The organism is Pseudomonas sp. MF6776 (assembly GCF_016613125.1).
GTDB lineage: Bacteria > Pseudomonadota > Gammaproteobacteria > Pseudomonadales > Pseudomonadaceae > Aquipseudomonas > Aquipseudomonas iridis.
Map to the genome: position 1 here is coordinate 1 of NZ_JAENSQ010000033.1, position 14,847 is coordinate 14,847.

General features: G+C 56.7%; 18 protein-coding genes. 6 read left to right on the forward strand and 12 right to left on the reverse strand.

The window, feature by feature from the left end; genetic code table 11:
- Nucleotides 1-388: 388 nt before the first annotated feature.
- The 3 genes from JJD74_RS25710 to JJD74_RS25720 form a co-directional block, all read right to left on the reverse strand.
- Nucleotides 389-781, reverse strand: coding sequence for a TraR/DksA family transcriptional regulator (locus JJD74_RS25710; RefSeq protein WP_200617107.1), 393 nt, complete (start codon nt 779-781; stop codon nt 389-391).
- A gap of 96 nt (nt 782-877) precedes the next feature.
- A complete protein-coding gene (locus JJD74_RS25715) occupies nt 878-2,611 on the reverse strand; it encodes a DUF4942 domain-containing protein (protein ID WP_200617108.1) in 1,734 nt (577 codons plus the stop codon).
- A gap of 261 nt (nt 2,612-2,872) precedes the next feature.
- Nucleotides 2,873-3,190 (reverse strand): hypothetical protein, encoded by a 318-nt coding sequence (locus JJD74_RS25720; RefSeq protein ID WP_200617109.1) that lies wholly within the window; start codon nt 3,188-3,190, stop codon nt 2,873-2,875.
- Between the two features lie 489 nt (nt 3,191-3,679).
- Between JJD74_RS25720 and JJD74_RS25725 the strand changes: the two genes are divergently transcribed.
- From JJD74_RS25725 to JJD74_RS25735, 3 genes are all read left to right on the forward strand, one after another.
- Nucleotides 3,680-4,408, forward strand: a complete 729-nt coding sequence (locus JJD74_RS25725) for a hypothetical protein (RefSeq protein ID WP_200617110.1) — start codon at nt 3,680-3,682, stop codon at nt 4,406-4,408.
- 440 nt (nt 4,409-4,848) lie between these two features.
- Nucleotides 4,849-5,055, forward strand: a complete 207-nt coding sequence (locus tag JJD74_RS25730; protein ID WP_200617111.1) for a hypothetical protein — start codon at nt 4,849-4,851, stop codon at nt 5,053-5,055.
- A gap of 29 nt (nt 5,056-5,084) precedes the next feature.
- Complete coding sequence (locus JJD74_RS25735; protein WP_200617112.1) at nt 5,085-5,363, forward strand: hypothetical protein; 279 nt, start codon at nt 5,085-5,087, stop codon at nt 5,361-5,363.
- A 324-nt stretch (nt 5,364-5,687) separates the two neighbouring features.
- On the opposite strand, the gene JJD74_RS25740 is transcribed toward JJD74_RS25735, so the two are convergent.
- From JJD74_RS25740 to JJD74_RS25770, 7 genes are all read right to left on the reverse strand, one after another.
- Nucleotides 5,688-6,140 (reverse strand): hypothetical protein, encoded by a 453-nt coding sequence (locus JJD74_RS25740; protein WP_200617113.1) that lies wholly within the window; start codon nt 6,138-6,140, stop codon nt 5,688-5,690.
- Nucleotides 6,137-6,388, reverse strand: coding sequence for a hypothetical protein (locus JJD74_RS25745; protein WP_200617114.1), 252 nt, complete (start codon nt 6,386-6,388; stop codon nt 6,137-6,139). The genes JJD74_RS25740 and JJD74_RS25745 overlap by 4 nt, the downstream gene beginning before the upstream one ends.
- Before the next feature lie 115 nt (nt 6,389-6,503).
- Nucleotides 6,504-6,857, reverse strand: coding sequence for a hypothetical protein (locus tag JJD74_RS25750; RefSeq protein WP_200617115.1), 354 nt, complete (start codon nt 6,855-6,857; stop codon nt 6,504-6,506).
- 66 nt (nt 6,858-6,923) lie between these two features.
- A complete protein-coding gene (locus JJD74_RS25755) occupies nt 6,924-7,316 on the reverse strand; it encodes a hypothetical protein (RefSeq protein WP_050511656.1) in 393 nt (130 codons plus the stop codon).
- A gap of 267 nt (nt 7,317-7,583) precedes the next feature.
- Nucleotides 7,584-8,114, reverse strand: coding sequence for a dual specificity protein phosphatase family protein (locus JJD74_RS25760; RefSeq protein ID WP_033045058.1), 531 nt, complete (start codon nt 8,112-8,114; stop codon nt 7,584-7,586).
- Nucleotides 8,115-8,222: 108 nt separating this feature from the next.
- Nucleotides 8,223-9,104, reverse strand: coding sequence for a prohibitin family protein (locus JJD74_RS25765; RefSeq protein ID WP_033045059.1), 882 nt, complete (start codon nt 9,102-9,104; stop codon nt 8,223-8,225).
- Nucleotides 9,105-9,402: 298 nt separating this feature from the next.
- Nucleotides 9,403-9,639: a hypothetical protein gene (locus JJD74_RS25770; protein WP_033045061.1), complete on the reverse strand. Its 237-nt coding sequence runs from the start codon at nt 9,637-9,639 to the stop codon at nt 9,403-9,405.
- Nucleotides 9,640-10,095: 456 nt separating this feature from the next.
- Between JJD74_RS25770 and sppA the strand changes: the two genes are divergently transcribed.
- The gene (gene sppA, locus JJD74_RS25775; protein WP_050511654.1) at nt 10,096-11,031 is read left to right on the forward strand and encodes a signal peptide peptidase SppA; all 936 of its coding nucleotides are present in this window, start codon (nt 10,096-10,098) and stop codon (nt 11,029-11,031) included.
- Nucleotides 11,032-11,098: 67 nt separating this feature from the next.
- On the opposite strand, the gene yejK is transcribed toward sppA, so the two are convergent.
- Entirely contained in the window at nt 11,099-12,100 is a 1,002-nt protein-coding gene (gene yejK / locus JJD74_RS25780) for a nucleoid-associated protein YejK (protein ID WP_033045065.1), read from the reverse strand.
- Between the two features lie 24 nt (nt 12,101-12,124).
- The gene (locus tag JJD74_RS25785) at nt 12,125-12,670 is read right to left on the reverse strand and encodes a hypothetical protein (protein WP_033045067.1); all 546 of its coding nucleotides are present in this window, start codon (nt 12,668-12,670) and stop codon (nt 12,125-12,127) included.
- Between the two features lie 262 nt (nt 12,671-12,932).
- Here JJD74_RS25785 and JJD74_RS25790 point away from each other — a divergent pair, with 262 nt between their 5' ends.
- Both JJD74_RS25790 and JJD74_RS25795 read left to right on the forward strand, forming a co-directional pair.
- Nucleotides 12,933-14,423 (forward strand): DEAD/DEAH box helicase, encoded by a 1,491-nt coding sequence (locus JJD74_RS25790; protein WP_124097837.1) that lies wholly within the window; start codon nt 12,933-12,935, stop codon nt 14,421-14,423.
- Between the two features lie 94 nt (nt 14,424-14,517).
- A complete protein-coding gene (locus JJD74_RS25795) occupies nt 14,518-14,793 on the forward strand; it encodes an HU family DNA-binding protein (RefSeq protein WP_043859655.1) in 276 nt (91 codons plus the stop codon).
- The last annotated feature ends 54 nt before the right edge of the window (nt 14,794-14,847 follow it).

The following is a 14,847-nucleotide window of genomic DNA, read 5'->3' on the forward strand; positions in this document are numbered from 1 at the left end:
GACTCTGCCCGGCGCGCAGCGGATGGCCGCAGCGCTCCCAGACATGGCGGATGCTCGCCGAGCAACTGCCGCAGTGCGAGAGCGGCGTGTTCAGCTCATCAAGCAGGGTGCGCAGCAGCCGGAACCAGGGGTTTGGGGAGCAACGGAACAGAAAGTGCACTTAAGCCCAGCGCCTGCCCGCAAACCCTTGTGGCGTCTGGTTAGTTCGGGAAAACCATCCTTTTGTCGAACCCTGGCAGGCACTGACGCCAGGCCGTCCAAACGCATGAAAAGCAGTGCAGAAAAGTCGTTCAGTAAAACAAAGTCTGGATAACCGCCCCTATTTTCGGCAGCGGTGAACTCTAGCTAAGCCTTACGTTGGTTTTTGGTTCCACTGCTCCCCAAACCCCTAGTGCCGGGAGATTGATTCTTGGCGGGCTTGGTTTGCTGCAGAGTAACGCGCGGTAGGCTGTGCAATAAGCCGGGGCAGGCCGATTTCCTCGCCTGTCATTTCGCACCACCCGTATTCGTCATCGGCAAGTGACTTGAGTGAGTAGCGGATGTTGTTGAGCTGGTTGGTGAGGCGGTCCAGTGTGCGTGTGAGGTTCTGCCGATCCTCTTCGATATTGGCAAGGTCTGCAGGATCAGCCGCGTTGCCGAGGGTGGCCAAAGTGAGTCGCGCGGCTGCAATGGCATCCATCACGGACGCCTGATTTTCCAGCAAAACCTGAGAGAAAAAATCCTTCTGGATTTCGTTCATGTAGTCATCGGCCGGCATGGCGAGGATGTCTTGAGGGGTCATGCTCAACTCCTTGTTGGGTGATGTGATGCAAGGGTAGGGGAGAGGGATCAAGGGCGGGGGTGATATCCCGCCACATTCCATACAGATAGGCCTGACTTAGCGCTTTGTAGCCTTGAGCAACAGCACGCTGATCGAGGTGCCCGAAAATGCGTTGTCGATGGGCTCGGAGAACTCCAGGTCAAAGCCCGGCAGTAGATCAACAGCATGTTTGCGTGCAGACATCGGCAGCACTGCGCCGATTCGGCCGCCATCGGCCACCAGGGTTGCGGCGCGTTTCAAGTGCTCTTGCCAGCGGCCCTCGCTGTACGGTGGGTTCAGAGCCACTACAGAGAAGGTTGTGCCAGGATTCCAGGTAAGGAAATCTGCCTCGGTTACGGTGTGACCTTTGCGCCGCAGGATGTCGCAATGTAGCGGGCTGATCTCGACGCAGCGGGTGCGATCCTTCGGAAGGTGGTCGGCAATCCCGCCCTGACCCGCTGAGGGCTCGCAAACCGTATCGAGCAAGCCGATTTCGAGCCAATCGACCAGCCGCAGCGCCACTGGCTCCGGGGTTGGGTAAAACTGATGGCTCTTGTGATCTGGGATGTAGCCGAGGGTGGCGACCTCATGCACGAGGTCTAGGGCATCATAGTCAAACTGCCAATATGTGAAGTGTTTGCGCTCTGTGTCAGTAGTCAGGACGCCACCGAGGGCCTGCATGACAGCATCAATTTCCGCTGCAAGGTGCTTGCTGGTGTCACGCTGGCGAAAGCACAGCTCGATGGCATTTCGAATCGGACGCTTATCGTACTCACGACGCCAGTCAGTGCTTTTGACGTATCGGCTGGCTTGTTCCATGTGTGTAAGGGCAGTAGCCACCGAGTTGCTAAAGGGGCGCTCGAACAGCTTTTTGCTCTTGAAGCCAGACGCCTTCGCACGAACTGGCCGTCTACGAAATGCTTCTGGGATAGCTGCCGGGTGGAGGAATGCAAGAATGCTATTCAACCGGTAGGCCATGTCTGGGTGAACTTCTAGATGGGCGGTGCCCACTTGGTAGGCACGCACACGAAATGAGCCGCAATCGGCCTCAAGCCATTCACCGCGAGCCGCTCGGGCGCTGTTGAGCAACCGGCTTGTGGAGGCCCTGCATGGATCGTCGCGGCCCATAAATTTTGCGATCACGAGCCGGAGGTCATGAATCACGCCCTCACTGCTGTAGTCCACGCTACCCCATTCGTTGAATACGCGGCCCATGATCATGCGCTTGGAGAAGCCCTCAGGCACGTTTGTTACATGACTGCGGGAAAGCGCCTTGAAGATCCCATCGACCCGCTCGGCCAAAAACTCGGCACGTCGAGCCAGCAGAGATTCAACTGTGGCGCGGAGGTTTTCGAGGTTGAACTCCGGCATGTCCAGCTCGGGATTCTTCCCGCGCTGATAGCCATGCTCACGCCAGGCGTTGAGAATTTCAGTCCATTGCGAGCGGCGAGCCTGGGGCATGAACTCCATCAGGTCGGTCTGACGTAGTGCTCGATCCCAGAATTTCGCCGTCAGCTCATTGAGCGCGCCTTCCAGGTTGAAGATTTCGGTGAACGAGCTGAGGTGGCGTAGCGAGGCGTTGTTGCCGTATTTGTCGCCGGAATTACCAGCGAAAAAAAACCCTAGCACCCCGCTTACGTTTTCTTCGGTGATGATGCCGTGGACCTCAATGATGCGCTCGCGCAGACGGATAAACTCGCTGGCCAGCAGGGTCAGCGCGTCGAACTGGACCGGCGCATAAAACTGGTCGAGGACATCGCCTGCGATGACGTGCTGAGCGTCGTGGCTGAAATCGTGGGATTGGGTGTGCATGGGCATCGCCTCCTTGTTGATGCCTTCAGCGTCTCACCGGCCCAGAAAATCCCAAGCGGTGCCCGGCATGGCCGGTGCCGGAGAAGCGCGTAGCGACAGGGATACGGAGGAGATTTTTTCCACCCCGAACGTAAAGGGTGAATACGCGACGCGGTGCGTACCAAATCCGCAACGATCCGCACCCTTCCGCCAGGCGCTCGCCCCTGCTGCTGGTGGCTTTCCGCAGAATCCGCAGAATCCGCCAGCATGTTCAGCAGGTTTTCAGCGACGCGAGAGCCAGCAAATCACAGCGCTCTCCACATCCACATCGTCGGCATAGAGCATCTGGGCTAGGCTCCCAGCGCTGATGTCATCCAAGCGCTCAAGCCATACACAACCGTCCCAATCATCGCCGACATCGACGTGAAGGCTTGCCAGCCATGAGGCCGCTTGATCCGCGTTGTTGAGTAGGGTGCTGTAGCCAATCGAGATTATTGAGCGATCCAGTCGGTCTGCATTGGCTTCGCCGTAACGCAGGATCGAGTGGAAAATGAGGCCCACATCTTCGGGGTCTTTGGTTCGGGCATTGGTCGTGATCACTACTATTTCCCATCCGTTCGGATATTCAGTCGATTACAGCTGTTTTAGCGGCATCCCAGTCCCCCGGTTGGGCAACTCCTAGTGAAAACCCCATCCGCATCATGACGGTCGGCCGTCCCTTCTTTAGGAGGTAAGCAGCAGCGCCCGCACACATCGCCTCATGCCCGGACGGGGTGTATTCACCCTCATCATCCCACTCACCTCCGCGCGCTGAATGCGTTGTCTTGTGGCATGGGAATGTGCCGTGATCGTTATCAATCAGAGAAGAAATTATCCCCTCCATTCGACCGCGGCTAAGTGTGATCGCCCCTTCTTTTCGAAACGGACAGTTTGCGCAGGGCTTCTTGAGGCGTAGATGGTTAGCGAACGGATCAGTGCTCATTGGCTGTGAAACCTCCTTGGTTTGCTTCAGTATTATCAGCAAACAGCAGAAGCCCAACATCCGGAGCTATGCTCTCAGCGCTACTACTTTCGGTAATCGGATCGGACATGACAGGCGATAAATTGAAATGGCGGGTTTCCACCGAGCAGGTTCTTGAGGCCTTACGCTATTTTAGCGCTGCGGATCTACGCGCTCAGCAATCGAAATTGACTGGGACCGCCACCCAGCTGAAACAACTGCTTGATGGTCGACTCAGCCACCTTCTCTCGGAAGAGGAGGTAGAAAATATCCGTGTGACGGAAGACCTGGTACAGCAGCTAAACCTTCGCGTGGAGCACGCCAAGGAGATCAAGAAGCGGGAGGAACAGAAGAAGGAAAAAGCCAGAAAGCTCCATCAGGCCGCAATTGATAAAGCCCTGGATAAAGCCCTTCCTCCGATAACCCGCGACGCTACCAATATCGGCAGCCGCATCATCAGCCTCACCGAACTACTTCTGGCATTTCACAGCCAAAAGCTCATTCTCCACTACCTGAGTTCACCCGAGTTGGTGAGCGATATTCGGCGAAAGGTTGAAAAATACGCGGCTCGAAGTGATTCGCTTTGGGAGGTCGGCGACTATCTCTACCGCGACCTGAGGGGAGCCCTTGATTCATTCCTTGGCTGGGCGAAGGACGAAACACCTGAGCAGAAGCTGTCTGAAATTCTTGAGCTTGCGCGTGGTGATGTAGCGGGCATTCGCAAGTCACAAGCTGACCTTTTCGCCTATGTCGAGGGTCAGGTGGCTATTGAGGAGTCTTCTAACGTCCAGCGGTTACGGGGAAAGCCCACGCGGTAAAGTTCTACTGGCTTTCTCCGTGGGGCTTTGCATGCTGTTCCTCACGCCGAAGCAGTGCGCGTTCCATGTACTCGATTGCCTTTTCGAGCGCAGCAACGGCCCAACCAGGGCAAGGGGTTGAGCTGGGTTTATCCGGATCATTCACCCAGGATCGAACCGTGCGCGGCGAGCATGGTCGCTGTGTAACGGCGGCAATCAGCACAGCACTTTTCGCCTGAGTAATACCGTTTTCCTTTAGCAAGGTCAGGAAGCGGGTCCGATTATCCACTTGATAGCACCTACAAAATAGGCAATATTGCCTACGCAAGAGAATAGGCAATCTTGCCTATAAGCTCAACGAACGATCTCATGCCCGAGGATGGCTGGACGTTTGACGGCTTGGGTTTCCGGCGAAGCGTGTGAACCTATGAGGACCACAAATTGATATCGGAAACCAAGCCATGCAGCAGTCCAACTCAAGCGAATCATTTACTCAATCCATCTATGACGCTACTAAGCCGCTCATTCGTAAGCGTGTTCCAGGTGGAGTGGAGAAAGTTGAAACCATTCGCGAAAGTGTCAGCTCCGCATCGCAGTCACTTACCCCGCGCCACTTGCGGCTTTGCAATTTGCGCGTCGAAGAAGCTGATCAACGCCAGAAGGCATAGCAACGAAGATTGACCAAGGTAATCACCTAATGACCGATACCCGAGACCCAGTAACCGCCTACCTATCCCTGCACATAGGACTGATCACCGAGGCTGAAAGTGATATCGGCGTTCGATTGAGCACGAGGGGAGCTGAAAGCTACTTGCAGGCGTTGTACGACTTGCAGCGGATTCGACCGGAGACATTTTCCCGGCTCCGGGATGAAATCCACCAGTTAAAAGCGGCTCGTATTGCCGAGCTGGAAGCCCGTGCAGCTGAGTTGGACCATAGCATTCGCGCAATAGAAGAAGAGATGCGCAGCGACTAAGGCTCGTTAGGAGGCTCAACGTGCGGCTTGAGGCTTACGCGGAACGGCATAACGCCGTGATTGAGGATTTCAGCCAAGACTGGGACGCAGCTGCTGCTTCGCGGGGCTGGCGGTGCCTTGCTGTTTTCACGCAAGAAGATGACTGCGAACCTGACATGCTCCTGGTTCAGTCACCTCGGTGGCCAAACTTCCAGGTGCGCAATATCGCCTCAGGATTATCCAGTGGGACCATGCTCACCGAGCGTGAGGTCAAACAGTGGATCAAGGGGAGGGCGGGCGCTGGTGGCGAAACCTGCGCCCAATAGCCGGTGGACCCGGTAGAGGTCAGCAGGCGAGAGCTTGCTGGGAAAGCAGGTAGGTTGTGATTCGGTCATTCATGGCCTTGCGGTCTGCTGCCATTCTCGCTTCACGCTCTGCGCCGACCCCGTTGTATTTCTCGATTAGGTATATCAGTGATGTTGGCGTCCACGCGCCACGGAACACTTTCACCCAGTCTTGCCGGCAGCTCGCCCGATCTTGCTCGGGTAGGGCGAAGTACATGCTACGGGCTTTACGCCACAATGCGGCTTCTCGCAGCCTCCAGCGGGCAACACAGGCATCGTCCCTGCGCTGACGCGCATCTTTCTCTGTCTCCCAGTCGTGTTGCTGTTCGCGGATCTGCTCTGCAAACAGCGGCAGGGCATTGGCTTCGCGGTTTTGTTTGCGCTGGAACGCAGATGCTCGGCGCTGGTTAAAGTCGATGGGACGAGGCCGATGGGGAAAAGGTTTGTATTTCATGCGCGCACGCCCCCCTCAGCAAGCATGCCAAGCACCAAACCCACCAGCCCCCAGAATACCCACACTACGATGCCCAAAATTAAAACCCCGGTGGCGCCCATAAGACCTCCAGCAAGCATCAGGAACTCAAAGGGAATCAGATAGGCGTAGCCTGCCCAAATGGCGATAGCGTGGATTGCTCCAAGGGCAAACACTGCCCAAGACAGCAACAGGTGGAGGGGTGGGCGTGGGGTATGCTTGGTAGTCATGGGCAGCTCCTTGTTGGCCACGGGTAGATGGTTAAATGCTACTGCCGCCGCTGAAAATCCCAACTCAACAAAAAGCCCGGCGAACCGGGCTGGGTAGCTGGCCTGACGCATACACTTACAGTGCTAGCTCGCCCTGGCGGTCTGCGTAGCCGCACCAACGGGCGAAGCATTCAGGATTTCCCACCTCCATCTCTATGTTTCCGGCATAGCCGTGGGTGCGCGCGTCACGGATCAGCTCGGCGATAACTTCGGGACTGTCTCCCATCTCGAAGCAGGTATCAAAAGTACGCTCGCCCAGTCCTTCAAACCCACGATCCCACAACTGGTAGCTGGTGATCTCATGTACGAGATTGTGGCGGTAAGCCAGCTGTACAAAGCGCACACGAGCTTTGAAGCCCGAAGCGGTTGAAAGGCCTACCTTGTCGCGTAGACCAAACAGTTCGTTGATGGTGGCGGTGGTGTAAGACATAAGGCGATCCGAGTTTTCCAGGAGATGCCATCAGGCTACGGCATGAGCTGGGAATCCCAACCAGACTCAACGAGCCTCGGGAGGGCTGATGCCAAACGGCGGCATGATCAGGATTTCGTAGACAGAAGGGAGCAGGGGATCAATTTGCACCCTGATGCCGGTGTATTGGGCTGAAGGCCTCCCATCCAGAGGAAAAACGCCGTGGGGAATTTCAGGATCGGAGCCGAGCCACATCCTGGCGCGGTAGTCGATCCGGAAAAGCCCAACCTCGATCCAGTAGTGGGGAGAAACGGCCCGGCCAGCAACAAGCAGTTGGCCAAGCATGCCTTGGTAGGGAATTCCTGCCCGAGCCAACCTGGTAGCAACCAGCCTGCACATCCCATCGCACTCGACAGGTGCGCTATCCAAGGCTTCTAAGAGCCCATCCAGGACTGCGGCGGTGATTCGGCGGTCAGTCATAGTCCTTTGCCTTGAGGAATGTTGATCGTTCGCGAAGATGGCCAGAGTACGTTGGCTGGGGAGAATCCCAATGGCTGGTTGAGCGACAGCGCGTTGCTCAAAGAAAAGCCCGCCTAGGGCAAGCCTGGCGGGCTTCGGAAATAAAATGAGCAGCTTCAGCGACACCACAGACGAGACAGGTGAGGGGGGGAGTGCCTTGGGAGCGTAGCTTCTACCATGAAGCTGCCCAGCGGCTAATTTACCATGATCTCTACCGTCGCTGTTCGCTCACGAGAACATCGATTTGATTGCCGAGAGAAGGCTTCGCTTTGGCGCTTCTGGTTCTACTGGAGTGCTTGCCGCACGGTAGGCTGCCATCAGGTGAACATCGTTGGCCAGCATCCGGTAGACGCACTGGTTTGCGTCTGGGGTCGGCTTATGCAGTTGGTAGCCATAATGTTTGCTGATATACAAAGCAACCGCGGCACTGCGGGATCGGCCGGCTTGGCAATTGACAGCGATATTTTCCCCTCGATCTGTAATTTCCCGGATGCGCTCCCGCAGCACGTCAGCCTTACCGCTGAGCAAGTAATCGACGTAGTTCCGCTCAAAATCTGGCCCATATATCTCGATGACTTCTTCGTCAAAGCCAGCGTCAATGAAGTGGTGGTAGCTCACGCTCTTCCAGCGTGCCTCGTCGATGCGGGCCTGGTCTTCAAGACCATCAGATATCGATATCAGGTGCCAGTCGGGGCCTTGCGAGTATGCTTCAGCGTCACTGCGCGATAAGAAGGTGCAGCTGGGTATGGTTCGGTGCATTTGTTTCTCCGTTTCCACCGGCATGACTACTGGATTGGTAGATCCCTTTTACAATGACAAAGCCCGCGAGCTTGTCAGGGCTGCGGGCTTCTAATGTGGGAAGATGGATTACTTCTTGGCGTCGATGAACGGCAGGGTTCCGCCTGGAAGTACAGTGGTAGGCAGCACGCCGTTCCAGCGCTCGGCTTTGGTCAGTTCGACCAGGCCGGGGTTGCTGCCCAGGGCGCGAGCGCGGGCGTCGATGGCTTTTGCTTCCGCTTCGCCGCGCAGCTGAATGCTTTCCGCTTCGGCACGTGCGGCGGCCAGTGCAGAATCCGCGGTAGCCTGGGCCTGGGTGACGACAATCCGCGCCTGGATCTGCTCAGTGGCCAGTTGCTGCTCGCGAGTCTTCACGGCAACCTCAGCGCGCATGCGCTCTTCGATCGACTTCTCGTAGGCGTCACTGAAGTCGATGTTCTCGACCTGCACACTGTCGATCACCACCGGCCCACTGACTGCGCTCTTGATTGCAGAGGCGATATCGGCAACCAGCTTGCCGCGTTGCTGTACGGCATTGACGGCGGTGTATTGACCGAAGACGTTTTCCACCTGTGTTGGGACATGGCGGCTGATTGCTCTTGTCAGCAGGCCGTCCAGATCGGCGTAGCCCTTGTAGACCTCCGCGACCTCGCCTGCCGGCACGTGCCAGCTGACCGAGACCGACAACGTTGCAGCCTGTTGGTCACGGCTGTATGCCTGCAAACCGTCCCACTTGGTGGCGTTGTTCTGTATCGAGATCGCTTTGGCGCTATCGATGAAGGGGATTTTCCAATGCAGCCCTGGATCTGCCACCTCCATGAAGGCACCGTTGCGCAGGACCACTGCGCGTTCTTTCTCGTCGACGGTATAAAACGAGCCAAGCAGCAGACCCATACCTATAACGGCCACAACGGCAATCGAGCCGAGAGCCAAGGGAGATTTGGACGAGGATGAGAAATTGTTGAATTGCATACTGATGATCCTTGTTGGTTGGTCGGCGATTAGTTTGTTAGGTATTGGCTGAGGAAGGTCTCGATTTCAGACGGTTTTTTCGCCTGAAAGCGGGCTGCGCTGTTTGCGGTTGTGCGGTGTTTTTCTCCTCGGTTTCAGTCGAGGTTGCATTGGCCACGTTATAGGCCGACTTGAAAAACCCAAGTCACCTCAATGCGGCCGGCTACTAAGCTGATTGAGTCGTGGGGCCGGCAGCGCAAGGAAAAGCGAGAACAAAAAAGGCGACACAGCCGGTCGCCTGATTTCTATGGGCCTCCTTTTAGAGGCTCTTCAACACACCCCAGTGAACTGGACGGCGATCTGCCTTTTCCAGTGCCTCCGCTGCTACCGAGGCTTGCTCGTGCGAACTCCACACGCTGTCGGAGCAACGCTCAACTCCGTGCTCCTGGTCTCGGAAAATCAGGTCAAAGGTCGGTGCCTCGTACTGGTCAGAGATATCCCGCACTACAAAGCGCTCGTGCTCGAGGTGATGTGTCACGGCGGATGCGGCGCTCACAGGCACGATCCTGCTTTCAGGGGAGCTGAGGATGGAGACCCCGAGGGGACTCCCAGCTGCTCCGCCGAATCACTCTCTGGGGGCCAGATCGACGCCGAACCGTCGCGCTCTGGTTGGGAGATGGACGTTTCGATGTTGCAGCGACCGATCTCAATTCCAAGCTCATTGCTGGCCTGTTGGGAGAGAACTTGCAAAGCATCCTCAACCGCTAGTTCGAGCTTGGCCTTCAGCCGAGAAAGCGCTTGTGGTGAGCCAGTAACTCCAATAGCCAGGCTGAGGGTAAGTCCAGCATGATGCCGAGCCTGGGGCGTGACGACCTGCATAAATGGTTCTCCGTATAGGTTGATCTGCCTCCTTCTCTCACGATCGTTGAGAATCCCAAGAGCCAACCGCCTGTTCAGGATCGCCTCTCCCCAGTGTTTAATAGCCGGGAATCAATCTTTTAACGGAAATCCCATGGATCAAAGCCTTGAAGTCTTGGAGCGAACGCTGCAAGCAAGCATCAAAGAGCAGCGTGCAGCACGTCGCTGGAAGAACTTTTTCCGGCTCGCGACCCTTGGGGTAGTCGTGACTGCTTTTGTGGTCGGCGGAAGGGCAGACCTCGATGGCGTCGGCACCGATGTGCCGGTAACAGCGAAAATCAAGGTGAGGGGAGTGATTGCGGATGGGGAGGAAGCGAGCGCTGAGAACCTGAAGCGTAGCCTCGGCAAGGCCTTTGAAAATGAGAATACGAAAGCTGTGATTTTGGAGATCAACAGCCCAGGCGGAAGTCCCGTGCAAGCAGGCCATGTTTACGATGAAGTTCGTCGCTTGCGTGCACTGCATCCAGACACGAAGGTTTATGCCGTCATCACAGATCTGGGAGCCTCCGGCGGTTATTACATCGCCAGCGCAGCCGACGAGATATTTGCGGACAAGGCCAGTTTGGTCGGATCGATCGGTGTAACCGCGGCGAGCTTTGGTTACGTCGAACTCATGCAAAAGCTTGGGGTCGAGCGCCGCTCCTATACGTCCGGCGAACACAAGGCCTTCCTCGATCAATTCCAGCCTCAAAACCAAGAGGAGACGAAGTTCTGGGAAGGGGTGCTCAAAACAACCCACAATCAATTCATTCGCTCGGTTGAGGCTGGGCGGGGAGAGCGTTTGAAAGCGAAGGAGAATCCCGACCTATACTCGGGGCTGATATGGACTGGCGAGCAAGCGGTGGAATTGGGGCTGGTGGATCGCCTGGGTGATTCCGACTACGTGGCTCGCGAAGTCGTAGGTGTGAGCAAGATCGTTGACTTCACCCGCAAACAGAATCCCCTGGATCGCTTTGCCAGCAAGATCGGCGCTTCGGTTGCCGAACACCTCTCATTGCGGCTTGGGTTCGACGGCCTGAGCTTGCGCTAAAGCCCAGCAGGTACCCGGCCAGGCTAAGCAGGATCTGCCCCGTCCAGAGATGAACGGGGCATTTTTTTTAGCCGCGCTTGAGTTGATCACGCAACTGAGTGGGTAGATTGCGAATAGTCAGCGTGCCGGCATTCTCGTCGTAGTCGATCTTGGAACCCAGCAGGTGGGCCTCGAAGCTGATCGACAGACCTTCTGCGCGGCCGGTGAAGCGGCGGAATTGGTTGAGGGTGCGTTTATCCGCTGGGATCTCAGGCGACAGTCCATAGTCACGATTGCGGATGTGATCGTAGAACGCCTGTGGTCGATCTTCATCGATCAGCCCCGACAGCTCCTCCAGCGTCATCGGTTCGCCCAACTTCGCCTGGCTGGTGGCGTAGCCAACGAGCGTATTGGTCTTCTCCCGCGCCTGCTCCTCGGGCAGATCCTCGCTCTCGACGAAATCGCTGAATGCCTTGAGCAGGGTGCGGGTTTCACCGGGGGCGTCTACACCCTCCTGGCAACCTATGAAATCACGGAAGTAGTCCGACACCTTGCGACCGTTCTTGCCCTTGATGAACGAAATGTACTGCTTGGACTGCTTGTTGTTCTGCCACTCGCTGATGTTGATGCGCGCTGCCAGGTGCAGTTGACCGAGATCCAAGTGCTTGGCTGGAGTCACGTCCAGGGTGTCGTTCACCGCCACGCCTTCGCTATGGTGCAGCAGGGCGATGGTCAGGTAGTCGGTCATGCCTTGCTGGTAGTGGGCGAACAGGACGTGGCCGCCGGTGGAGAGGTTCGATTCTTCCATCAGCTTTTGCAGGTGCTCTACGGCAGTGTGACTGAAAGATGTGAAGTCTTGACCGCCCTCGATGTACTCCTTCAGCCATCGGCTGAAGGGATAAGCGCCCGACTCCGCGTGGAAAAGACCCCAGGCCTTGCCCTGCTTGGCGTTGTAGCTCTCGTTGAGGTCGGCGAGCATGTTTTCGATAGCCTGCGAAGCCCCCAGCTCTGTGTCGCGGGCATGCAGCACCGCGGGGGTGCCATCGGGTTTTTTGTCGATCTGATGAACGATGATGTGACGGATTGGCATGAGCAAAGTCCCTGTAGTTTGGGGTTAGTAAGGCGTTTCGTGGGGGTGTTTCGACAGATGGGCGGTGAGCACTTGCTTACTGAAGTCGGTCAGGATTTCAGGAGCAAGAACGGAACCGGTGATTGCGGCGGCGGGGCGAAAAATCCTCTTGCCGGGGGCCGTGAGCCAATCGAACACCATGAAGTGTTGGTGGGCTCCAGTTTTGAGAGCCGGCAGCGCCTGCCAGGTCATAGTGGAGCTGGCGTATAGCGACAGCGCTGATATGACGATTTGCGACTCCCGAGCATTGCGGCTCTGCTCTGGCAGAGCGTCATAGGCGCTGAGGGTCGCGCCGAGAACATCAGCGGGCTGAAGTCCGTCAAGATTCTTCAGATCTTCGCCGCCCTGCATTGCTCGATAGCCATCCAGCGTGAGCTGGCCAACGAGTCGGGGGCCAGCAACCAAGTTGTATGAGTACAGCCAGAATCCAACGGCGTTTTGTGCGCCGGCAGTATCGTCATCGATAACCCAGCTTGCATCGCGCAGTGACTCTGCAAACTTGCGAGCACGCGCCTCTCCTACGTCATCCATCTACGACTCCTATTTCTTGGCCTTCGTCGACGCCTGTGCGAAAGCTCAGGCAATGTCGAGCACAGTCGCACGCCGGCCGGAAAACCCAAGTCGAGGTGCGAGCATCAGGAAGAGCCTGTATCGGCGCGCATTGGCAGGAAAAAATATCCGCCTCAATTAGGCTGCGTTCCGTTGCCGTCTCCATCCCACGGATCGAGCACCTGGCTTGGGTTATTTCGAAGCGATGGTTTCCTACCTGTAGTTCTAACAGCGGGAAACCTCGATGCAGCTCCGACCCTACCAACAACAGCAGGATTTTGAACTCCGCAAGGGCATAAGCCTTGGCGCGATCATTCAGATGCTGATGAGTCCAACGGGCTCCGGTAAGACAGAGGTGGCCAAGCACATCATTGCCGGTGCGCAGGCGAAGAACCGGAGGGCCTGGTTCATCGTCGACAGCGTGAAGCTGCTCGATCAGACGCTTGAGCGGTTCCACAAAGATGGTTTGGTCGCCGGTGCAATTCAGTCAGACCATCCCTGCACTGACTACCGAAAGCCCATCCAGGTCGCAACGATCCAAAGCTTGCGTCCGCGCCTGGATTACATGCTCAACCACCACAAGCCACACCTTGTTCTCATTGACGAGGCGCATGTCATCCACGAGGCCCACATTGAGCTGATCACGTGGTGCCGGCGGAACAAGGTGCCAGTTATCGGGCTCAGTGCTACCCCATGGCGGCGAGGCCTGGGCCGCATCTTTGACAGACTTGTCAACTGCATCTCCCTTTCCGAGCTGACAGACCAAGGTTTCCTTGTCCCTACAGAGTGCTACGCGCCATCCGTGCCTTCTCTGAAGGGGGTGAGCACGAAGCCGAATGGCGACTGGATCGAGGACGAGCTAGCCACGGTCATGGGTGACGCCAAGCTGCTTGGTGACGTGGTAACGCACTGGAAAGAACTGGGCGAAAACCGCAAAACAATGGTTTTCGCCTGCAACGTCCAGCACTCCAAGAAGCTCGCAGATGAGTTTCTAAAAGCTGGGGTTGCCGCAGCCCATATCGATGGCTATATGCCGGCGCATGAGACTGAGGAAATCCTGCGCCAATACAAGGCAGGCAGGATAAGGGTATTGGTATCAGTGGCCATGCTGATCAAGGGGTTTGATGACCCCTCGACCAGTTGCCTCGTGATAGCGCGCCCTACCAAGTCCCTGATGCTTCACTATCAGATGATTGGCCGTGGGCTCAGGCTCTCGCCTGAAACAGGAAAAATCGACTGCATTATCATCGACCACTCGGGGAATCTCTTACTTAACGGGAAGCCAACGGACGAGGTGCCCGATGCCATGGACAACGGGGAAGGGGAGCGTCTTGACCGCCGCCCGCAGGACAAAGGCGATCAGGAGAAGAAAACCAAGCCATGTCCGAAGTGCAGCTTTGTTTTCAGCGGCTTGCTCTGTCCGAAGTGTGGCAATGAAATCGTTATACCGGATGGGGTGGCGGTGGCCACCGGCAAGCTCGTGAAGCTAGACGATCGACGCAAAGTGCTCGGGCCGACCAGTAAACAGCACACTTTCTGCGAGCTGCTTGGGTACGCCCGTGAGACCGGCAAGAAAGACGGGTGGGCTCAGTACGCATACCAGGCATACATGAAAGAGCTGCCAGATCGCGCATGGATCGGTACCGTGCAACCCAAACCACCGAGTGAAGACATGAAAAGCTGGGTGAAGGGCTATAACGTCCGTCGCGCCAAAAGCAAACGCCGATTCGGGTGAGCCGGCGGCTTGGGATTATCCAGAGCCATGTTTCACTGCTTTCAGCTGGGACTTAACACCCATGCGATTTTCAACAACCAAGGAGTAAAAGCGAATGAATCGTCAAGAACTCGTGAAAGCGATTGCCGACGAAAGCGGGCACAGCCAGTCAACCGTGGGAGAGGTGCTGAACAGCCTCATCTCGACGGTTCAAAATGTCGTTGCCGGCGGCGACAAGGTTAGCCTCGTGGGCTTTGGTACTTTCGAGTCAACCAAGCAGGCCGAGCGTCAGGGCCGTAATCCGTCTACCGGGGCTCCGATCACCATCGCTGCCTCGATCAAGCCAAAGTTCACCCCTGGCAAGTCCTTCAAGGATCGCGTCAACCAGTAAGCCCCCTCCAGCCGCCCCGATCTGGGGCGGCGTCTGCGTAATTCAGACCAAAAA